The sequence below is a fragment of the Streptomyces sp. CCM_MD2014 genome, assembly GCF_000772045.1.
Lineage (GTDB): Bacteria > Actinomycetota > Actinomycetes > Streptomycetales > Streptomycetaceae > Streptomyces > Streptomyces salinarius.
The window spans coordinates 627,218-647,989 of the sequence record NZ_CP009754.1; the positions used below are offsets into that span (position 1 = coordinate 627,218).

17 protein-coding genes are annotated in these 20,772 nt (G+C 71.9%); 8 read left to right on the plus strand and 9 right to left on the minus strand.

Annotated features, from left to right (window positions below):
- Positions 1-19 precede the first annotated feature (19 nt).
- Positions 20-1,498: an FGGY-family carbohydrate kinase gene (locus NI25_RS02910; protein ID WP_061446719.1), complete on the minus strand. Its 1,479-nt coding sequence runs from the start codon at positions 1,496-1,498 to the stop codon at positions 20-22.
- A 281-nt stretch (positions 1,499-1,779) separates the two neighbouring features.
- Here NI25_RS02910 and NI25_RS02915 point away from each other — a divergent pair, with 281 nt between their 5' ends.
- From NI25_RS02915 to NI25_RS02930, 4 genes are all read left to right on the plus strand, one after another.
- Positions 1,780-2,871 carry a glycoside hydrolase family 172 protein gene (locus tag NI25_RS02915; RefSeq protein ID WP_061440913.1) on the plus strand — a complete coding sequence of 364 codons (1,092 nt, stop codon included), beginning with the start codon at positions 1,780-1,782 and terminating at the stop codon, positions 2,869-2,871.
- A 68-nt stretch (positions 2,872-2,939) separates the two neighbouring features.
- Positions 2,940-4,325: an ABC transporter substrate-binding protein gene (locus tag NI25_RS02920; protein WP_061440914.1), complete on the plus strand. Its 1,386-nt coding sequence runs from the start codon at positions 2,940-2,942 to the stop codon at positions 4,323-4,325.
- Positions 4,322-5,284, plus strand: coding sequence for a carbohydrate ABC transporter permease (locus NI25_RS02925; RefSeq protein WP_061440915.1), 963 nt, complete (start codon positions 4,322-4,324; stop codon positions 5,282-5,284). Before NI25_RS02920 ends, NI25_RS02925 begins: the two co-directional genes overlap by 4 nt.
- The gene (locus NI25_RS02930) at positions 5,274-6,158 is read left to right on the plus strand and encodes a carbohydrate ABC transporter permease (protein WP_061440916.1); all 885 of its coding nucleotides are present in this window, start codon (positions 5,274-5,276) and stop codon (positions 6,156-6,158) included. The genes NI25_RS02925 and NI25_RS02930 overlap by 11 nt, the downstream gene beginning before the upstream one ends.
- Before the next feature lie 72 nt (positions 6,159-6,230).
- Here NI25_RS02930 and NI25_RS02935 read toward each other — a convergent pair whose 3' ends face one another.
- Both NI25_RS02935 and NI25_RS02940 read right to left on the minus strand, forming a co-directional pair.
- Positions 6,231-7,274, minus strand: a complete 1,044-nt coding sequence (locus NI25_RS02935; protein WP_228954125.1) for a LacI family DNA-binding transcriptional regulator — start codon at positions 7,272-7,274, stop codon at positions 6,231-6,233.
- Positions 7,275-7,304: 30 nt separating this feature from the next.
- On the minus strand, positions 7,305-7,841 hold the full coding sequence (locus NI25_RS02940; RefSeq protein ID WP_107072000.1) for a DUF2269 domain-containing protein: 537 nt from the start codon (positions 7,839-7,841) through the stop codon (positions 7,305-7,307).
- 191 nt (positions 7,842-8,032) lie between these two features.
- Between NI25_RS02940 and NI25_RS02945 the strand changes: the two genes are divergently transcribed.
- Complete coding sequence (locus NI25_RS02945) at positions 8,033-8,458, plus strand: hypothetical protein (RefSeq protein WP_061440919.1); 426 nt, start codon at positions 8,033-8,035, stop codon at positions 8,456-8,458.
- Positions 8,459-8,471: 13 nt separating this feature from the next.
- Here NI25_RS02945 and NI25_RS02950 read toward each other — a convergent pair whose 3' ends face one another.
- Both NI25_RS02950 and NI25_RS02955 read right to left on the minus strand, forming a co-directional pair.
- The gene (locus NI25_RS02950) at positions 8,472-9,539 is read right to left on the minus strand and encodes a sugar kinase (RefSeq protein WP_061440920.1); all 1,068 of its coding nucleotides are present in this window, start codon (positions 9,537-9,539) and stop codon (positions 8,472-8,474) included.
- Positions 9,536-10,168, minus strand: coding sequence for a bifunctional 4-hydroxy-2-oxoglutarate aldolase/2-dehydro-3-deoxy-phosphogluconate aldolase (locus NI25_RS02955; protein WP_061440921.1), 633 nt, complete (start codon positions 10,166-10,168; stop codon positions 9,536-9,538). Before NI25_RS02955 ends, NI25_RS02950 begins: the two co-directional genes overlap by 4 nt.
- 390 nt (positions 10,169-10,558) lie before the next feature.
- Between NI25_RS02955 and NI25_RS02960 the strand changes: the two genes are divergently transcribed.
- Both NI25_RS02960 and NI25_RS02965 read left to right on the plus strand, forming a co-directional pair.
- Entirely contained in the window at positions 10,559-10,960 is a 402-nt protein-coding gene (locus NI25_RS02960) for a hypothetical protein (protein WP_061440922.1), read from the plus strand.
- A gap of 122 nt (positions 10,961-11,082) precedes the next feature.
- A complete protein-coding gene (locus NI25_RS02965; protein ID WP_061440923.1) occupies positions 11,083-11,577 on the plus strand; it encodes a GNAT family N-acetyltransferase in 495 nt (164 codons plus the stop codon).
- 43 nt (positions 11,578-11,620) lie between these two features.
- Here NI25_RS02965 and NI25_RS02970 read toward each other — a convergent pair whose 3' ends face one another.
- Positions 11,621-12,541: an alpha/beta hydrolase gene (locus NI25_RS02970; RefSeq protein ID WP_061440924.1), complete on the minus strand. Its 921-nt coding sequence runs from the start codon at positions 12,539-12,541 to the stop codon at positions 11,621-11,623.
- 98 nt (positions 12,542-12,639) lie between these two features.
- Positions 12,640-13,200, minus strand: a complete 561-nt coding sequence (locus tag NI25_RS02975; protein ID WP_061440925.1) for a quercetin 2,3-dioxygenase — start codon at positions 13,198-13,200, stop codon at positions 12,640-12,642.
- Between the two features lie 202 nt (positions 13,201-13,402).
- Here NI25_RS02975 and NI25_RS02980 point away from each other — a divergent pair, with 202 nt between their 5' ends.
- A complete protein-coding gene (locus NI25_RS02980; RefSeq protein WP_107071603.1) occupies positions 13,403-14,308 on the plus strand; it encodes a helix-turn-helix transcriptional regulator in 906 nt (301 codons plus the stop codon).
- A 149-nt stretch (positions 14,309-14,457) separates the two neighbouring features.
- Here NI25_RS02980 and NI25_RS02985 read toward each other — a convergent pair whose 3' ends face one another.
- Together NI25_RS02985 and NI25_RS02990 are read right to left on the minus strand one after the other, a co-directional pair.
- Entirely contained in the window at positions 14,458-15,324 is an 867-nt protein-coding gene (locus NI25_RS02985; protein ID WP_061440926.1) for a hypothetical protein, read from the minus strand.
- Entirely contained in the window at positions 15,321-20,534 is a 5,214-nt protein-coding gene (locus NI25_RS02990; RefSeq protein WP_061440927.1) for a caspase family protein, read from the minus strand. Before NI25_RS02990 ends, NI25_RS02985 begins: the two co-directional genes overlap by 4 nt.
- Positions 20,535-20,772 lie beyond the last annotated feature (238 nt).

Consider the following 20,772-nt stretch of genomic DNA (forward strand, 5'->3'; position numbering starts at 1 on the left):
GGCCCGGGCGGGCCGTCGGTCAGCGTTCCTGATACGTCGCCAGGGTGTGGACGATCTCCGAGGTGGCCGGGTAGAGGCGCCGGTAGAGGGCGTAGAGGTCGTCGTAGCGTTCGGTGTGCTCGGGGCGCGGCGTCACCGTTTCGCGCACCGGGTTCCAGACGTCGACGGAGACGTCCTGGACGAGCCCGGCGGCCAGCAGCGCGCCGCCGTAGCTCGCGCCGATGGTGGTGGTGCGCAGCTCCTGCGGGCGGCCGGTGATGTCGGAGACGATCTGCGTCCACAGGTCGCCCCGCGTGCCGCCGCCGACGGCGACCACCCGGCGGATGTCGCCCCCGGCCGCCTCGATCACCTCGATGTTGTGCCGGACGCCGAAGCCGGTCGCCTCCAGGGCCGCCCGGTAGAGGTCGCCGCGGGTGTGGGACAGCGTGAGGCCGGCGACCACGCCGCGGGCGTCCGGGTCCATGACCGGGGTGCGTTCGCCGGAGAAGTACGGCAGCATCAGCAGGCCGTTGGCGCCGGGCCCCGACTCGGCGGCCAGGCGAGTCAGGCCGGCGTGGTCCTCGTCGGCGAACAGGTCCCGGAGCCAGTTGGTGACCGCCCCGGAGGTGGCCATGCCGCCGGCCAGGTTGCGGGTGCCGGGCAGGGCGCCGACCGTGCCCCACAGGGACTCGCTCGTGAGGGGCTCGGGGACGGTGTGGACGAGGAACATGGTGGTGCCGTACATCAGCATCAGGTCACCGGTGCCCTGGGCGCCCACGCTCAGCGCCTCCGCCCAGGCGTCGATCGTGCCGGTGGTCACCGGGATGCCGGCGGGCAGGCCGGTCTCCCGGGCGGCGTCCGCCGTGACGGTGCCGGCCGCCTCCCCGGACCAGCGCAGCGGCGGCAGGTCGATGCCGGGGGCGATTTCGGCGGCCCAGGGGGCGTACCACTGGCGGGCGTGGGTGTCGTAGAGCGGCGTGCACTGGCTGGCCGAGTGGTGGTCCAGGACGTAGGTGCCGGTGAGCCCGCGGACCAGCCAGGAGCTGGGCATGTAGAGGCGTCGGGCGCTGGCGTAGTGCCCGGGTTCCTCGTCGGCGATCCAGGCGATCTTGGGTCCGGCCGCCTGGGTGGTGAGGGCGGAACCGCCCCGGCGGATGATCTCCTTCGCGCCGAGCCGGGCCTCGATGCGCTCGATCTGGCGGACCGAGCGGGTGTCCACCCCGTAGAGGATCGCGGGGCGCAGCGGTGTGTCGTGCTCGTCGGTGAGCAGGACGCACGGTCCCATTCCGCTGACGCCGACGGCGGTGACGGTGACGTCGCCGGGGGCGGTCAGTTCGCGGGCGATCCCCGTGAACTCGTCCCACCAGACGGCGGCGTCCATCTCGAAGCGGCCGGGGCCCGGCCTGGCGGGGGTGTGCTCCCGTACGGCCGAGCGGATCAGGGTGCCGTCGGGACCGACGAGTACGCCCTTGCTGCTCGAGGTGCCGATGTCCACACCGATGACTGCGTTGCGAGGCATGGCGAGCACGCTTGCAGAAATCGATTTCAGCGTCAAGAGAGCGCACACATGACGCTACGTGCCTCTAGAAGGCCGGGTCAGGCGGGGCGCGTGAAGCACAGAGGCGCACGACCGTCTCAGCTCTTGACACCCCCTGGAGGCCGCTCTACGTTTCGGTGAAATGGATTTCAGGGACGCCGAAACGCCGCGTCGCCACGACGACGGCGTAGCGTCCTCCCTCGCGCACCATGCCCCCTCGGGCCACGGCGCACTCCGCAACTCCACCTTGAGGGCAAGACACGATGACGACCTTTGGACTCGACGGCATCTCCCGCAGGACGCGTGCCGTGAGCCGCTCCATCAGTGCCGAGAACTTCACCGGCGCCAGGGCCGGCGGCGGCCGGGCAACGGAGGGCACGGGGGCGGTGGCGGCGAGCCGCCTGGGACCGGGCTGGAAGATCTCCCCCAGCATCGACATCGCCGCCGGCGAGACGGCCGTGCTCGCGGACATCGAGGGCCCCGGCACCATCCGTCACCTGTGGTGCACCACCGACCCGCACGGCGCGTGGCGCGGCACCCTGCTGCGGATGTACTGGGAGGGGGAGGAGACCCCGGCCGTCGAGGTCCCGCTCGGGGACTTCTTCTGCAACGGCTGGAACGTCTTCAGCCAGGTCTCCTCCGTGCCGGTCGCGGCCAACCCCAACGGGGGCTTCAACGCGTACTGGCCGATGCCCTTCCGCCGCGCGGCGCGCATCACCCTGGAGAATCTGACCGCCGAGAAGGTCACGCTGTACTACCAGGTGGACTACGAACTGGACGAGGTCGGCGAGGACGCCTCCTACTTCCACGCCCAGTGGCGCCGCAGCCACCCCGTCCCGTTCGGCGAGGTGCACACCCTGCTCGACGGCGTCACCGGCGCGGGCAGCTACGTGGGCACGTACCTGGCGTGGGGCGTGAACAGCCCCGGCTGGTGGGGCGAGGGCGAGCTGAAGTTCTACCTCGACGGCGACGAGGAGTACCCGACGATCTGCGGAACCGGCACCGAGGACTACTTCGGCGGCGCCTGGAACTTCGACGTACCCGGTCAGGGCTACACCGCGTACACCACCCCGTATCTCGGCCTGAACCAGATCCTGCGCCCCGACGGGCTGTACCGCAGCCAGCAGCGGTTCGGGATGTACCGCTGGCACGTCCTGGACCCCATCCGCTTCGCCGAGGACCTCCGCGTCACCGTGCAGAGCCTCGGCATCGGCCCGGGGCAGGGCAACGGCCTGCCGCACCGCTACCGGCACACCAGCGACGACATCGCCAGCACCTCGCTCTTCTACCTGGACGCGCCCGCCTGCGCGTCCCGTCCGGCCACTCCGGACCTGCTCACCCTCGAAGTCGACTGACCCCGCTCGCCCTCTCCCCACACCTCCCCCACAGCCCCGTCCCATCCCACTCCGACAGGAGCGCACGCATGCTCCAGCACGGCAACGACGCCGGGCAACCGGCGCCGGCTCCGTCCCCGGCCGGCGCCTCACGCCGGCGCTTCCTCACCGCCATGGCGGGCACCGGCGCGGCCGTCGCGGCCCCGGCCCTGCTCACCGGGTGCGGCACGGCCCGGGCGAAGGGGGGCAACCTCCAGTTCTGGAACTTCTACGGACCCCAGCGCTCACCCGACCCGGCGATCAACGCGCAGTCCAAGTGGTTCACCGACATGGTCGGGAAGTGGAACGCCACCCACGCACGGCAGATCGACCTCGTCTATCTGCCGCAGCCCACCTACCTCAACGGGTTCAAGCTGCCGTCCGCCTTCGCCACCGGCGAGGGCCCGGACATCTTCATGCTCTCCCCCGGCGACTTCCTGCGGTACTACAACGGTGGCGTCCTGGAGGACCTCACCCCGTACATGGAGAAGGCGGCCGTCGACGACTTCGGCTCCGCCCTGGACAGTCGCAAGGTCGGCGACAAGGTCTACGCCCTCCCCATGGAGGTCGAGCCGCTGGCGATGTTCTACTCCCAGCAGCTCTGGGAGAAGGCCGGCCTGTCCGAGGCCGACATCCCCACCACGTGGGACCAGATGCTCGACATCGGCGACAAGCTGGGCTCCCGCACCACGGCGGGCCTCGTCTTCGAGACCAACCCGGGCTACTACCAGAACTTCACCTGGTATCCGTGGATGTGGCAGGGCGGCGGCGACGTCCTCGACGAGCGCGGCGACGTGGCCTTCGACTCCAAGGCCACGCGCCAGGCCCTCGCGCTGTGGCAGGACGCCGTACGGCACGGCATCGCCCCGCGCACCGTGCCGGCCGCGGGCGACGTGATCGGCGGTTTCAAGGGCGGCAACGTCGGCATGTGGCAGCAGGGGATCTGGAACGTCTCCAGCTTCAAGGCCTTCGCCCCCGACTACCCGTACGGCGTCTTCAGGCTCCCCACTCCCCCGGGCGGCGACTACGTCACGGCCCTGGGCGGCTGGTCCTTCTGCGCCAACGCCCAGGGGCGCGACCCGGAGGCCGCGGCCGAGTTCTGCGTCTGGGCGCTGGGCTCCATGGAGGACGAGTCCGTCGACCGGATGGTCGACTGGTGCGTCGGTGCCAAGTCCGACGTGGCGCCCCGCGCCACCGCACTGGAACGCGGCGCGGCCAAGGGCGGCTACGACTCCGAGGTCATGCGGAAGTTCAAGGACGAGATCTTCCCGGGAGGGCGTGCCGAACCCCGCTACCCCCCGGTCGTCTACAAGGCGATCTCCGACGCCATCCAGGGCACCATGCTCGCCGGACGCGGCGTGGGGAGCGAGATCGAGCGGGCCACCCGGTCCATCGAGGCGTACACCAAGAGCTACAAGGGGGCGAGCCTGATATGAGCAGCGTCGCCGCCAAGGAGCGCCGGGCCGCCGCGGCCACGGCCGAGGCACCGGTCTCGACGAGAGGCCCCGGGCTCAGCCGCCGGCACCGCGAGTGGCTGGCCGCCGCCCTCTTCCTCGCCCCCGACGTCCTGGGGCTGCTGGTCTTCGTCGCCGTCCCGATGGTGCTGTCCATCGCGCTGAGCTTCTTCCAGGTCAGCGGCTTCGGCAGCTACGAGTGGATCGGGCTCGGCAACTACGAGCGGATGATGAACGACCCGCTCTTCTGGGACTCCATGAAGATCACGGGCCTGTACGTGGTGATCCTCGTGCCCGTGCTGTTCTGCGTGAGCCTCGGGCTCGGCCTGCTGGTCAAGCAGAAGCTGCCCGGCATGGGCGTCTACCGCACGGCGCTGTTCCTGCCGTACGTCATCAGCCTCGTGGTGGTCGGCGTGCTGTGGAAGTTCCTGCTGGACGAGCAGACCGGCGCGGTCAACCGGGCCATGCGGGCGGCCGGTCTGGACGGCGAGTCCTGGCTGGGCAGTCCCTCGCTCGCCCTCGGCTGCGTCATCGCGGTCATGGTGTGGGTGATGATGGGCTACTACATGATCATCTTCCTGTCGGGACTCCAGGAGATCCCCAAGGAGTACTACGAGGCCGCGAAGCTGGACGGCGCGGGACCGTGGACGCAGTTCCGCTCCATCACCTGGCCGCTGCTGCGCCCGACCAGCTTCTTCGTCCTGATGATGTCCACGGTCGCGGCCATCACCGGCGGCCTCGATCTGATCTTCGTCCTCACCAACGGTGGGCCGGCCAACGGCACGTCACTGGCCATCTTCTACATCTACCAGCAGGCCTTCGGGTTCGGTGAGTACGGCTACGCGTCGGCCATGGGCTCGTTCCTGGTGCTGATCATGGTCGCCGTCTCCGCGGTGATCTTCAAGTTCACGAGGGGCGGGAGGTTCGACGATGGCGAGTGACACCCTGACGTCGACGGCAGGACGGGCCGGCGGGTCCGGCAGCGGCGAGGGTCCCGGCCGCCGGCGGCCGCTCTCCCCGCGCGCCGCGCTGACCGCCCTGGCCGTCCTCCTGTCCGTGATCAGCGTCCTGCCCGTCCTGTGGATGCTCACGTCGTCCTTCAAGACGCGCGAGACCGTCACCGACGGCAGGCTGATCCCGACGGACTTCACCGTCGACAACTTCGTGTACGTCTTCACGGAGGTGCCGTTCGCGCGTTACCTGTGGAACAGCTTCTTCATCTCCGCGGTGATCACGATCGCGGCCCTGTTCTTCCACTCGATGGCCGCCTACGCGCTGGCCCGGCTGCGCTTCCCCGGCCGCGAGAAGCTCTTCGGCGCCATCTTCGCGACCCTGCTGGTCACCGCGCCCGTGGTGCTGATCCCCCTGTTCATGGTCGCCCGCGAGCTGGGGCTGCTGGACAGCTACGCCGGACTCGTCATCCCGGCGATCTTCAACGCCTTCGGCATCTTCCTGCTGCGCCAGTTCTATCTGGGGCTGCCCAAGGAGCTGGAGGAGGCGGCCGTCATCGACGGCTGCGGCCACTGGCGGGTCTACTGGAACATCGTGCTGCCGATGTCCCGGCCGATCCTCTCCGCGCTGGCGATCTTCTTCTTCCTCGCCAACTGGAACGCCTTCGTCTGGCCGCTGGTCGCCACCAACGACCAGGACCTGACGGTGGTCCAGCTGGGCATCGCCTCGTTCCAGACGCAGTACACGTCGAACTGGAACTACATCCTGGCCGCGGCGACGGTGGCCGCGCTGCCCATGCTGATCCTCTTCTTCGTCTTCCAGCGCCAGATCGTCGAGTCGATCAAGACGTCCGGCATCAAGTAGCGGGGCCGTGGAGGGGCCCGCTCCTGCGGCGCCGCACCGGTTGAGAGACCGGTGCGGCGCCGCTCGGCGCGTTCACGGGCCGGCCGGGCCGCCGGTGCTCTCCCGGACCTGGAGCGTCGTGCGCAGCACCACGGTCTGCAGGGGCGCGTCGCCGCCCTCGATGCGCTGGAGCAGCAGGTCGGCCGCCGTGCGCCCCAGCTCGTACGAGGGCAGCTCCACGGCCGACAGGGACGGCCGCACCAACGACGCCCAGGGGACGTCGCCGAAGGAGAGGACGCCGATGCCGGGCGGGGTGAGCCCGGCCTCGCGCAGGGCGTCGAGTACGCCGATGGTCATCAGGTTGTTGGCCACGAACACGGCGTCGGGCGGCTCGGGCAGCGACAGCAGGTCGCGCATCGCGGCACGTCCCCCTTCGACCCGGAAGTCGGCGTGGCGCACGTAGGTGTCGTCCACCGCGTCCTCCGGCCGGGCCGCCCGCAGCGCGCTCCGGTGACCGGCCAGGCGTTCCTCGGAGGTCGAGGCGCCCTGGGGTCCGGTGATGCAGGCGATCCTGCGGTACCCCGCCCGCAGCAGGTGCCGGGTGGCGGCCTCGCCGCCGTGGCGGTCGTCGAGGCGGACCGCGTCCACCTCCGCGTCCCGAGGACGGCGGTCGACGGCGACGACCGGAACCCCTCGGGCGATCAACGGTCCGAGGTCCGTCTCGTCCTGGGAGGCCGCCGCCACGATCACGCCGGCCATCTGCTCGCCGAGCGCGACCTCCAGATAGCGGCGCTCCTTGTCGGTGTCCTCGTCGGAGTTGCACAGCACCACCGAGAGACTGGTGCGCTGCGCCGCGTCCTCGACGCCTCGGGCGAGCGAGGTGAAGAACGGGTTCTCGATGTCCGGGATGAGCAGGGCGATCACGCTGGAACGCTGTTTGCGCAAGGACCGGGCCAGGCGGTTGGGCGCGAAGCCGAGCGCCGCCGCCGCCTGTTGCACGGACTGGGCCCGTGCCGGGGTGACATTGCCGCCGTTGAAGACCCGTGAGACGGTCGCCGGGGATACTCCGGCGGCTCGCGCCACGTCCTGGATGGTCACCACCTGGGTCCGCGCCCTCTCACCGTGCGTAAGGTCCACCCGCTCACCCTACCGTGTCTGAAAAGGATTTCACCCTGCCCCTGAGCGGGCGAGGGGCGAACGGCCCCTGTCGGCACGCGCGCGGAGACGGCGACCGCGCCGGGTGAGTCCCCAGGGCTTGAGGAGCGAGATCACGGTCATGAACACGTACGCCGACAGGGAGACCACCGGTCCGAAGAGCACGTCCCCCGCGTCGGGCAGCGGCTCGCCGGCGGCCACGGCGGCGGCCGCGGAGTTCACGCCGGGGCGCAGGGCGAAGAACGTGGCGACGGTCGTGCCCGTGGTGAGCCAGAACTTGGTGTACACCCACCGGTGCCGGGCGAGTCCCCACGGCGTGCCGAGGGCCAGCACCAGGCCGCTCGCCAGGGTGAGCAGGGCCAGGGGAGGCAGCAGCCAGTCGGCGAACAGCTTCATGCAGCGGACGGCGGCCTCCACCGTCTCCGGGGAGGCGTTGGCCGCCGCTGTCGCGCCGAGCGCCAGCAGCCCGAGGGTGAGCCCGAGCCAGGAGGCCGAGGCGACGGCATGGACGACGAGGCAGGCCCGGCGTGCGGGGCGGTTGAGTTTCACCCCGCCCACGCTGCCGGTCCGCGGCCGCCACGGCGTCCCACGACGGGAGTAACCCGCCGTACCGACCCGGGCGTACGCGACGGGGCGGCGCCGTGCCCCGGTCGGAGCAGACCGCGGCCGCCCGCGCTGCGCGCGGGACGCGTGCCTCGTAGCCTGAGCGTGTCTCCGAGGAAACGCCGCTAGGAGTTCCCATGCGTCTGCCCATCGAGCTCAGGCATGTCGCCCCACGACTGGCCACCGGGGCTTTCATCCTCAATTCCGGTCTGGCCAAGCGGGGAGCCGACGAGCAGACCGCCGCCATGATGCACGGCATGGCGAAGAACACCTATCCGTTCCTCGGCAAACTCCAGCCCACGACCTTTCTCCGGCTGCTCTCCGCCGGTGAGATCGCGCTCGGCTCGGCGCTGCTCCTGCCCGTCGTGCCGACGGCGCTGGCGGGCATCGGCCTGACCGCCTTCTCGGCCGGGCTGGTGGGCCTGTACCTGCGTACTCCGGGGATGCGCGAAGAGGGCAGCCTGCGTCCGACGCAGGAGGGGACGGCTCTGGCGAAGGACACGTGGATGCTCGGCATCGGCGTGGGATTCGTCGTCGACGGAGCCACGAACAGGTCGTGCTGACGGCCGGTTCGCTCTACCGTGCCGGCGCCCGGCACCAGTCCCGCTCGGTGAGGGCCAGCATGGCTTCGACGGTGTCCCCGTCCGGCAGGGGCCCGTGGTCGCCCACGACCTTCAGCGCGGAGGCCGCGGTGATGTGGCCCAGGCGCAGGGCGCGGGTGAGGTCGGTGCCGCGCCACAGTCCGGCGAGGAATCCGGCGGCGAACGCGTCGCCCGCGCCGACCGGCTCGACGACCTTCGCGGCCAGGGCGGGCACGGTGCACACGCCCCGTTCCGTGAACGCGGTGGCGCCCCGCCCGCCGTCCTTGACGACGAGGACGCGCGGGCCGCTCAGCAGCCTTCGGACGTCGGCTTCGCTCAGGCCGGCGCCCCACAGCTCCTGTGCCTCGTCCAGGCCGACGAAGACGATGTCGGCGCGATCGGCCAGGTCCCGGAGCACCGCGGGCGCCGTGTCCGGCGGCCACAGCGCGGGGCGGTGGTTGACGTCGAAGCTGACGGCGTGAGTGCGCCGCGCCCGCGGTGTGTCCAGCGCGCGTTCGACCAGGGCCCGGCAGGACGGTGACAGGGCCGGGGTCACCCCGGTCAGGTGGAGGAGGGCGGCCCCGCCGACCCGTGCGTCGTCCAGGACGTCGGGGCCGAGGGCCGAGGCCGCCGATCCCTGGCGGTAGTAGTGCACGCGGGTCCCGGCCGCGCCCGGGTCCTTGAGGAGCAGGCCGGTCGGCCGGGCCGGGTCGGTGCGCACGCCGGAGACGTCCACGCCGGCCCCTTCGACGGCCGCCCGCACCCGCCGGCCGAGTGCGTCGTCGCCGACCGCGGAGAGCCAGGAGACGGGCAGGCCCAGGTCCGCGAGGTACATGGCCACGTTCGACTCGGCGCCCGCCACCGACAGGCGCAGTGATTCCGCGCCGTCCAGCGTGTGCGGCGGCGCCGGGGCCATGGCCGCCATGGTCTCCCCGAGGCACACCACGGGTCCCCGCCCCGGCCGCCAGGGGCTCGCGGCCGGCGGTTCGGTGTCGGGGCCGTTGCCGCGCGTGCGTAGGGAGGTGTCGTCGTCCCCGTCGGACCCGGGCCGGGCGCCGGTCACGGCCGGGCCTCCCGCACGGCGGCGCGGAAGGCGCGGGCGCGGGCGCGGAGGGCGTCGACGCTGCCTCCGTCGGCGGCGTCGCCGATCAGCGGGGAGCCGACCCCGACGGCGGTGGCGCCGGCCGCCAGGTAGGCGCGGGCCGCCGCCTCGTCGACGCCGCCGACGGGTACGAGGGTCTCGTGCGGGAAGGGTCCGCGCAGGGCCTTGACGTACGCGGGCCCGCCGGCCTGGGCCGCCGGGAAGATCTTCAGCGCGCCGGCGCCGAGGGTGCGTGCGGTGATGACGTCGGTCGGTGTCATGACGCCGGCCAGGACGGGCATGCCCAGCTCACGCGCGGCCACCACACCCTCTCCCAGCCCCGGCGTGACCGCGAAGTCGGCGCCTGCGCGGTGGGCGGCCACGGCGTCGTCGGCGGTGAGGACGGTGCCGGCGCCGAGGGGCCGGTCGGGTCCGAGAGCGGCTCTGGCCCGTTCGACGACCCGGAGGGCGTCCTTGCCGGTCAGCGACACCTCGATGAGCTCGACCCCCTCCTCGGCCAGGGTCAGTACGGTGCGCAGCGCGGCGTCGGCGTCGTCCCCGCGCACGATGGCGACGAGGCGGTGGGCGGCGAGGGTGGCTCGCAGATCCACGGGCGAGGCTCCTTCTCCGGGGGATCGTGGGGATGTCGGGTCGGTCGGCGCACGGCGGCACGCGGCGACCAGGGTAGAAGGCACTCGCGCCCGGTCCGGAGGCCGGGGGCCCCGCAAGTGCCGGTGGGGAGGGACGGCCGTGCGGCACCGGCGACCGTACGGGCGTCGCCCCGTGCCGTCGGCAGACGTCACTTCTCCCACCGGGCGGGGAGGGTGACACCCCGTCATGGTCAGGGCGCACCCGGCACGGACGGTCCCACTCGCAGCGGCGGCTCCCACCCCCGTGCCGGACAGCCGCCGCACACATCCGCCATGTGCACGTTGCGTGTTTTGCACCATTCGTCATGGTGACCCGGGTGGAGGACATCCACGTGCGACGAGGTGAGAAACATGCTGGTGCTGGGTCTCCTGCTCATGGCGGGCGCCGCCGCCTTCGCAGGCCTGCTGATCGCGTACAACCTGTCCGGCGGTCCGGACTACACCGTGACTCTGCTGGGGAGCGAGCCATTCACGATCAGTACGCTCGGGGCGTTTCTCGGCGGTATCGCCCTGACACTGATCTTCGGCCTGGGCATGTGGATGCTCATGGCCGGGACCGTGCTGGCGCGCCACCGCGGCAAGAAGCGCCGCAGGGAACGCGAGACCGCCAGGCAGGCCACCGCCGAGCGCGACGCACTGGCCGGCCGTCTGGAGGGCCGGGGCAGCAGCACGACCGCCGCGGAGGAGCCGGCCGGACAGCGCCGCCCGGCGTCCCACCGACCGCAGTGGCTGCGGCCGCACGGCCACCACTGACCGACCGGGAGCAGGCCGGCCGGCCCGGCTCACCGCCGGGCCGGCCGGCCTCCGGGTCGAAGGGGCCGGCCTGCGGCGGAAATCCGGGTGGTCCCGGGGCCCGGTCCCGGTAGAGTCGGGAGGTGCCCGAGCTGAAGCGGCTGCATGCCGACCACGCCCCGGCGGTCCTGGCCTTCGAGCTGGCGAACCGCGCCTACTTCGCGGCCTCGATCCCCGACCGCGGCGACGACTTCTTCGACCGGTTCCCCGACCGGCACAGCGCCGCGCTGGCCGAGCAGGAGGCCGGCGTCTGCGTCTTCTATCTGCTCGTGGCCGAGGACGGCTCGGTACTCGGCCGGTTCAATCTGTACGACCTGGAGGACGGCACCGCCAGACTCGGCTACCGGGTCGCGGAGCACGTCGCCGGCCGCGGGGTGGCGACGGCGACCGTCCGGGAACTGTGCCGGACGGCGGCGGCGGTTCACGGCCTGCGCACCCTGCGGGCGGCCGCCTCCCACGACAACGCCGCGTCCCGGAAGGTCCTGACCGGGGCCGGGTTCGTTCCGGTGGGTCCCGCCGCCCCGGCCGATCTCGGCGGCAAGTCCGGCACCTGGTACCGGCGCGATCTCCAGCCGTAGGCCCCGGCGCCCAGGAGGCGGCCCGCGCGCCGCGGCTCCGGTGTCAGGCGCTCGTACAGCGGCGGGCGAACTCCAGGGTGCGCAGGTAGCAGTCCTCCACGTCCTCGTCGGACAGGCCCGCCCACAGGTGGTTGCCGCCGGTGAGGAGGCGCAGGTCCGGTCGGTGTCCCGCCGCCCGGAGGGCCTCGGCGAGACGCACGGACTGCCGGGCGGGCACGAGGGTGTCGTCGGTGCCGTGCAGGATGAGGAACGGCGGTGCGTCGGGGTTCACGTGGGTGACCGGGCTGGCGTCGCGCGCCGCCTCGGTCCGCTCCGCCAGGGCGCCGCCGAGCAGCAGGGACTCACGGGAGGCCGGGTCGTTCGGGTCGTACGCGCCCTCGGGGTGGTCCTCGGCGAGTCCGGTCAGGTCGGAGGGGGCGTACCAGGTGACGCACCCGGTGACGGTGGCACCGGCGGCACGGGTGTGCCGGGTCAGCGCGGTCAGGGCGGCGAGGTGCCCGCCGGCGGACTCGCCCCACAGCACGGTCCGCCCGGTGTCGAGGCTCAGGTCGGCGGCGCGGGTGTGGAGCCAGGCCAGTACGGCGGCCAGGTCGTCGGCCTGCGCCGGGTGGGGTGCCTCTCCGCTGAGCCGGTAGTCGGGGCAGGCCACGGCGAAACCGGCCTGTGCCAGCCGGGCGAAGGGGCCCGGCTGCCAGTGGCGGAAGCGGGGGCCGGCGTCGTCGCGCAGACCCTTGCGCCAGCCACCGCCGTGCACGAAGACGACGACCGGCACGGGTCCGGCGGCGTCCTCGGGCAGCCACAGGTCGACGGCCAGGGGTCGGCTGCCGTCCGGAATGCCGTAGACGGCGCCGCGCAACAGGCGGACTCCGGCGGCGGGGCGGGCCGGGTGCGGCAGGGGCAGCTCGGCCGGGTCGGGCGAGGCGAGCAGTGGCAGGGGGAAGGGTTCGGAGCCGTTGTCGGTCACGACGGTGTCCTTCGTCGGTCGGTGCGGGCGCCGGTCGGTGCCGACGACGTTCGGCGGGAGGGGAAGCCGACGGGGGCGGGGAGCCGACGGGGGCCGAGTCAGCACCCCGTACGCCACTGGTGGCCGGGCAGGAAGGTCACGTCGTACTGCTGGGGCACGGTCCCGAACTTCTGCGGGTCGGGGATGTACGGCGTGCGGGGCAGGCCGCGCTCGTCGGTGGGTGTGCCGAGGTTCTCGAAGAACCGCTCGAAGGTGCCGCCCGGCCCGGCCGCCACGCCGACGATCCGGCTGTGGTGCCGCTCGATGCGATAGGCGTGGGGGCAGTTCTTCGGGACGAAGCCGAAGTCGCCGGCCGTGAGCAGCTTCTCGTACTGCTCCCCCTCCAGATCCTCGACGAACAGGCGCACCGCGCCGTCGGTGACGTAGAAGACCTCGTAGGTCTCCGGGTGGGAGTGGGCGGGGATGATGTCGCCCTTCGGGCCCTCGCAGGTGAAGAAGTTGAAGGTGTTCTCGGTCTGCTCGCCGCCCGCGTAGATCGTGAACATGTCCGTGAAGAGGTGGGCACGGTCGCCCATGTCCTTCTCGATGAAGTACGGCCTGCCCGGCTCGGGCGGGATGTGGGAACGCCGGCGGTAGCGGGTGGCGAACTCGATGGTCATCGTGGGCCTTCCTGGTTCTGGGCAGCACTCGGCCGGGCCGGGCGCGTGAGGGAGTGCGGCCGTCGCGGGCCGCGGGAGGGCGGCACCGCGCGCGGGCGCCGGCCGGTGCGCCTGCGGGATGTGCGCGGCTCTCCGCGGCGCGGCCGCTTTGATCAAACTAGGACCGGTGGGTGGGGGTGTGCGGCATACACTCGGGCACGCGATGAAGAAAAACGGACAGTTCGCGGCCGGCCGCCGGGCGACGGGCATTCCGACCGTGTCCTACCGCCCGACGCCGGGAAGGCCGCCGGGCCTGGAGGTCCTCGACCTGCCCGGACTCGCCGCCCGTGCCGACGCGAGCGAACGGCCGCTCACCGTGCCCGTGCGCCCGGCCTTCCATCTGCTCGTCGCGCTGCGGAGCGGGCGGCTGGCGTGCTCGGTGGACTTCACCTCGTACGTCCTCGAAGCGGGCGACTGGCTGTGGGTGTGGCCCGGGCAGGTGCTGCGGTTTCCCGGCGGTCCCGGGGCCGCCGACGCGACCGTACTGGTCTTCCCGTCGGGCTTCCCCAGCGCGGCGACCGACACCCTGATCCGGGGCTGCGAGCACACCCCGTACCGCCTCGTCACCCCGGACAGGACACGCCAGACGGCCCTGCTTCGCATCCTGGACGCCCTGGTCGAGGAGCATGCCGACCTGTCCGGCCTGGGGCCGGAGGCGTACGTCGAGACGCTGCGCCACCTGCTCGCGGTGATCCTCGTCCGGCTCGTCCACCTGATGGATCCGCGACACCCAACGAGGCCCGGCGGCGGCGAGCCGTTCCACCTGTTCCGTCAGGCCGTCGAGGAGGGCTTCGGCCGGACCCACCGCGTCGAGGACTACGCCGCCCGGCTCGGCTACAGCCCCCGTACGCTCACCCGCGCCACCCGGGCGGCCCTCGGCTGCGGCGCCAAGCGCTTCATCGACGACCGTGTGCTGCTGGAGGCGAAACGCCTGCTCATCCACACGGATCTGCCACAGGCCGCCATCGGAGAACGCGTCGGGTTCGCCCATCCGACCGCCTTCAGCGCCTTCTTCCGTCAGCACACCGGCATGACACCGACCGAGTTCCGGTCCGTGACACAGTCGTGAGGGTCACGCCCGGCAGGAGGGAACCGGTGGCCGGTGGAGCCAGCCCTCTCCCCGAGGGAGGTCTCCCTCTCGGCACGCCGACTCGCCGCGGCCCGACACCTGCCCGGCCCCCTCGTGACCGTCCGCGCCGGGCCGGCGCCCGTGCCTCATCACCGGGACGTGTCGGACTGGTTCAGGGCACGGGCCACGGCCGCCCCCGTCTCGCGAGCCGTGAGGTAGGGGCGGGCATCGTGAGCTCGGGCCCCATTGTGTACAGGGACGTCATTGATCCGTCGCCCGAAGGCGGGCGCCAGTTCTTTGACCAGGGCCACCGCGTCGCCGGCATCGGCGACGTTCGTCCACGCCTTGACGGGCACCGGCCAGCGGGCGGCGCCGTCGGCCGGGGGCGGCACGAGCCTGTCGAAGACCAACTTGCGCACCCCCAGGGGCGAACCCAGCGTCACCAGCGTGAGGTCGCGCCACCCAGGGTGCGCGCACAAGGCCTCATAAGCCACCACCGATCCCAAGGAGTGCGCCACTACGACTTCCGTGCGGTCCGTGACGCGTTTGGCGAACTCGTCCTGGACGGCTGACCGTACATCGGGTTCCGTGAAGTAGCGGCGTACCTGGCGTGCCGCGTGCACCATCAGACTCTCGCCGAGTCCGGCGAAGAACGCCGAGTGGCTCAGGGCGTTGAGCGCACGCTGGACCAGGCGAGGCGTGCGCAGCCGGGCCGGCTCCTCCGGGCCGGGAACCCGCCGCTCGGCAGCTGCGGCCGCCTCCCACCAGCCGAGCAGCAACTCCTCCTCCAAGCCCTGCTCGACGTCGAAGGCGTCGAGCGGTGGCAGTCCCAGGGCACGATGGCCGGCCGGCCGGAACACATGGCCCCAGAAGGCCATCGAGACCTCGGTCCGGCCGATGGGCACGGCACCGGCAAGCGCCAGTCCGTCGCACAGTGCCGGGTACCACTCACCGAGAAGGCTTTCCTCCCCCTTGGTCTCCTGGGCGATGCCGTGGACGAATACGACACGGGTCATCTGCTGGTCACATCCTTCGCAGACGGCGGAAGGTGGAGACTGAGGGCAGCGAGGCCCATGTCGGTGGCTACGCAGACTCGGCCGGTCTCGTCGACTGTGATGTCGTTGATGCCGCTGCCGATGTCCAGGGTCAGGTTCCAGGACGGCGAGCGCAGGTCCCACACCCGCATCTGCCCGTACCGATCGCCGGCGACGAGTACGGCTTGATCGCTGACGGGGATGGCGGCGAGGGCGGTGACGGGCGAGGCGAACGGCTCCGGCTCCAGTGCCATGCGGTCGCCTTCGGCCAAGTCCCACACGAGTACCCGGCCGCTTCCGGTGCCGCAGACGGCGATGTCGCGGTCGAGCCGGACCAGCTCCAGCGATGCCGCGCCCATCTCGTGTCCGTGCAGAGTCGCCGTTGTCACACCGGTGGCGAGGTCCCAGAGACGGAGCGTCCCGTCCAGGGAGGCGCTGACCAGACACGGACTGCCCTGCTCGGGGACCCAGAAGCGCAGGGCCCGCACTTGTGCGGTGTGCCCCTTCATCACCGGGCAGAGCGGGACTCCGGTCGTCGGTTCCCAGGCGTGGACGTCGTACGATTGACTCGTTGCCGCTGCGGCTGCCCAGCGGTTGTCCAGCGCGCCCAGCGCCGGGGTGTCCGTGCCGGGCGGACGACTCATCAGTCGCCGCCGTTCCTCCAGCGCCCATACCTCGACGGCGCTCGAAGCGCCGCGCAGCAGCAACACCCGTCCGTCCACCTCGGCGGTGGCGATGCCTCGGCTGTCGTACGAGGTGCTGGTGAGCGGATTGCCGACCGGACGTCCGTCGCGGAGGTCGTGCAGGCGGAGTGCTCCGTCCCGGCCCTCGGCGGCCACCGCGTCGAGTCCGTCCGACGTCCGGACCATCAGCGTCCGGCTCACACCGCGGTCGGCCCCGCAAAGCGCCTCGCCCCAGGGCTGGAGGCCTTCGATGTCCCAGATGCGTACGCTCCCGGAGCGACCGCTCGTCAGCAGCACATCCACTGCGCCGATCCGGCCGAACACCGGCTTGACCGTGTTGTACTCGTAGTAGTCCTCGAGGGGTTGTGCATACGGCTGGGCCGTCGTCACGTCCCACAGCCGTACCGTGTCGTCCCAGGATTCAGTGGCCATCACTTCCCGGCCGGCCACCCGGCCAAGGGCGGCACTCCTGACGGTTCCGGTGTGACCGCAGAAGGGGCCCGCGACCCGTCCGCCTGTCGCCACGTCCAGAATGTGCACGTTGTATCCCTCGACCGCACACACCACGAGCGGCCGCCCCTGGCTGAAGGCCGCACTCACCGGGTGAGCGGACTGGGAGTAGTCGTCCAGAAAGAGGTGTGCGATGACGCCTCCGCAGGTGTCCCGCACGTAGCAGTGCCGGGAGGAGGTGACCAGGACGATGCGCAGTGCCGGTCCGTCCTGGTGCAGTGCGAGGGTGTCCACCCCGCCGATGTGCCCGGCGAGCGGCTCCCCGACCGCTTCTCCGGTTTCGCCGTCCCAGACCCGGACCGTGCCGTCCTCGCTGCCGCTGACCACCACGGGCCGGCCGTCCAGTTGGCCGGCGGCCAAGCAGGTGACGGTGTTGGTGTGGCCGGTCAGCACTCGGCCCACGGCTCTTCCGGCAGCGGCGTTCCACAGCCGGATGGTCGTGTCGGCGCCGCCGGTGGCGGCGAAGGCCCGTCCGTCGCGCACCCAGAGGGCGCAGGCGCGGACCGGTCCGGTGTGTCCTTCCGTCGCCGGGCCGATCTGGCGGCGGTCGACGAGGTCCCAGAACCGGGAGGTGCCGTCCGCGGACGCGGTGAGCGCCACCGTCCGGCCGTCCAGTGTCGCGCAGGCCAGGGCGCTGATTCTGCCGACGTGCTCGTCCTCCGGCTGCTCGGTGGTCAGGTCCCAGACCCGGGCTGTGCGGTCCTCGCTGACGGTCACGGCCATGGATTCGGTGTCCCGGACGTTCAAGGCCGCAGCGGTGATGTTCTCGACATGGCCGAGCAACGGGCGGCCGATCTGCTGCAGGGTGTGCAAGTCCCACAGCCGCACGTCGTCGAAACCGCTCGTGAGAGCCACGGCACGACCCTGGAAGCGGCCGATCGTCACGGACCTCACCGAACTCCCCGACCGCGACATGTGCGCGAGCACGGGCTCACCGATCTGGCGGCGATCCGCCAGGTCCCATCTGCTGAGCAGACCGCTGGAGTCGCCCACCAGTGCCACCGCGCGCCCGTCCACCTCTGCGACCCGCAAGGCCGTGATGTCGCCGGGTGTGCCCAGCAACGGCAGTCCGTCGATGCGGGCGTCTCCTCCCCCGGGTACGTCGCTCAGGTCCCAGATGTACACCGCCTGGTCCGCACCGCCGGTGACGGCGATCGGTTGACCGTTGAGTTCTCCCAGGTCGGCGTCGTTGACAGTGCGTTTGTGCGCGGCGAGCGCACTGCCGAGTTGCCGGCGGGTCTGCAGATCCCACAGGCGGGCTGTGCCGTCGGCGCTGGCGGTCAGCGCCACGTCGGTGCGGGCGATGCGGCCGGTCACGATGCTCTCGACCCTGTTGGTGTGGCCGGTGAGGGGATCGCCGTGTTCCTGGCCGACCGACAGGTCCCAGATGCGGATGGTGCCGTCCTCGGCCCCGGTGAGTACCAGGGTGTAGTCGTCGAGTTCGCTGATCTCGATCGCGCTGACGGCTACGCCGACGGCCAGGGGCACGCCGATCTGCCGCTGGGAGATCAGATCCCACAGGCGTGCAGTGCCGTCCTGACTGCCCGTCACCGCGACGGGCCGGCCGTCCAGTTCGCCTACCGCGGTGCACTCGATGGACTTGGTGTGGCCGCTGAGCAGCCGGTGAACGCCGCTGGCGGACCACCAGGCCCAGGTGGCCGACCACGGCATCGCCAGTTGGAGCCCGTCGATCCGACGGGCCAGCTCGTCGGCGCCGCAGCGGCGAGCCGACAGCTGAAGGTCGGCGGCTCGCTCGCCGAGTGGTCGATCGGCGGTGAGCCGGTGGGCGACCTGCTCGTACGCGCCACGGATACGGCGTGCCGAGCTCTGACCGCCCACCGAGGCGAACGCCCGCAGCAGGGCGAGGGGTTCGGCAGCGAGCAGGAATCCGGGATCCTCCATCAGCACGTCCAGAGTGCCGGCTGCCGCGGCATGGGTGGACAGGTGCATGCGAACGTACGGCGGAGCAGCCAGCCAGTCGGGGCGGCCGTCGGCGGCGCTCGGCACCAGGGCCTCCAGAGCTTGGCCGACTGATCGCTGAACGTCCGCGGCGGATCGTCCGGCGGTTGCGCGGAGGTGCTCGGCAAGCGCCTTGTGGTACAGCCGGTAGGCCGAGCGCCGGTCGTCGTCGATCACCTCGGCGATGTACGCCTCGGCCACGTCGAGGGCCCAAGTGACATCCTCCTCCGTGCAGGCGACGCCGGACAGGACACTGCTCAGCTCGGTCCAGACCCGTCCCCGGGGCAGGCCTTTGCCCTCGGAGAACGCCAGCGCGAGCAGCATCCGGCGCACCCGCTGCTCGTCCGCGCCGAAACGGGCCAGGTAGTCGTCGAAGGCGCCGCCGACCTCGCTGGGCAGGGCGTCCGCCCAGCCGGGCCGGCTCACATCGACCGGTGTCCGGTCGGAGCGCAGGGTGCGAGCAGTGGTCCGCGCGTACAGGTACACGCCGGCTGCTTTGGCGGCGACGCCGCGGGCCACGGTCCGGGTGAGTTCCGGCTCGTCCCGGTAAGGCGTCCGAACCTCGGGTTCCTCGGAGGCTGCGAGGACGCGGGCGACATAGCCCGCCACGTCTTCTTCACTGGCACGGTAGCGAGGCAGATCAAGGTCGAGGGTGGTGAAGGTGGGCCCGAGGGAAGCGATCAGCTCCTGTCGTGTACCGACGAGGAGCCGAACTCCGTGGATCTCCGACATCGGGCGCAGGAGTTCGCGACTGATCCGGCGGGGCTCGCCGTGCCCTCCGGCATCGGCAGCGGTGTCGGAGCCGGCCTCGTCGAGAGCGTCGACGACAATGACCAGCGGCGGTCCCTGGCGACCGCGTCGGGACAGCTCCTGGAGCAGGGCGGCCGAGCCGTCGGCCTCAATGCCCAGGGCATCTCCGATGCGCTCCACGATCTCTTCGAGGCGCTTGTGGCGCGCGTGCACCGCCGCCCCCACCAGTCCTGCCGGCACCACTGTTGCGGAGTCGACGCCGGAGAGGTCGAGGGCCGCCCGGTAGCCGACGTCGGACAAGGCGACGATCCGGCCGAGGACGGCGGACTTGCCGCAGCCGGGACTGCCGGTGACGATCCGGCCGCGGCCATCGTCCTCCTCGGCGGTGAGCCAGGCCACGAGTTCGGAAAGGACGCTGGCCCGGCCGCTGAAGTAGAGGCCCTGCTCCGATTCGAACTCCACCCCGCGCGAGCGCGGCCCGAAGTGCTCGGCGAGGTCACGGCCGGCCACCCGGCGCTGGATCTCCAGGTCGGTGCCGAGCGGAGGCAGTTCGGGGCGGTAGCCGGCGTTGGGCAGGAACGGCGCGAGTCCCGTGACCAGGCCGCTGGCAAGCTCGGCGCGCTGGGCGCGTCCGGCGGCGTCGAAGCGTTCGTTGATCGCTTTGACCAGCTCGGTCAGATCGAGGTACTGCTGGCGTTGGCCGGTCCGCCCGGTAGTGGTCGCGACAGCCTCGGCGAGGGCGGCGGTGAACTGCCCGTCTGTGGCGATGTCCTTGCGCCGGGCTGAGGCGAGGAACCACAGCCCGCTGTTGGCGGATCCGCTCGGGGTGCCGTAAACGAGCCGCTGCAGCGCGAGTGCCGCGGCCTCCGCGCTGCCGGCCCCGCCCGCGCAGGTGTCCAAAACCAGCAGCAACTGGCACAAGTCACCGTTGCACAGGATGCGGACGAGGTCCTCGGTGGCAAGGGCGGTAGCCGCCAGGTCGTCGGGGGACGAGTCCCAGCAGAACAGATAGTGCCGGTCGCCGGGAGCGGTGACGCCGTGGCCGGCGAAGTAGAGGACCACGATGTCGTCGCTGGTCAGAGCGGTGTCCGTGGCCCAGTGCCGGAGCTTCTGCCTGATCTGCTCGGCACCGTCGTACTCGCCGAGCCCGGGGAGTGCCGGTTCGTAGCCGAAGTCGCAGAACAGCCGGGTGGCGGCCTGTTTGTCCTCCTGGACGAACTCGAGTTGCTCCGCGTCGGGGAGGTGCTGGTAGCGGCCGCTGCCCAGTGTGATGAAGAACCGCCGTTCCATCCCGATGCGCCCCCTGCCGTGCTTGCCGCACGGTGCTGCTCGTGTCCCGACCGCCCCTGCAGACAACTGTATCGGCGGCGCGACGCTTCGTTCAGGGTTGCGAGCGACTTCGGGGGATCTTGCCAGTGCCCGCGCCGGCGCGGGCGCGGGCGCGGGCGCTGTACGGCCTTCGGGTACACCGCGAGGTCGCGGTGTACCCGGAGGCCTGCGGCGGCGCGGGCGGCGTCGTGCTCCGTCC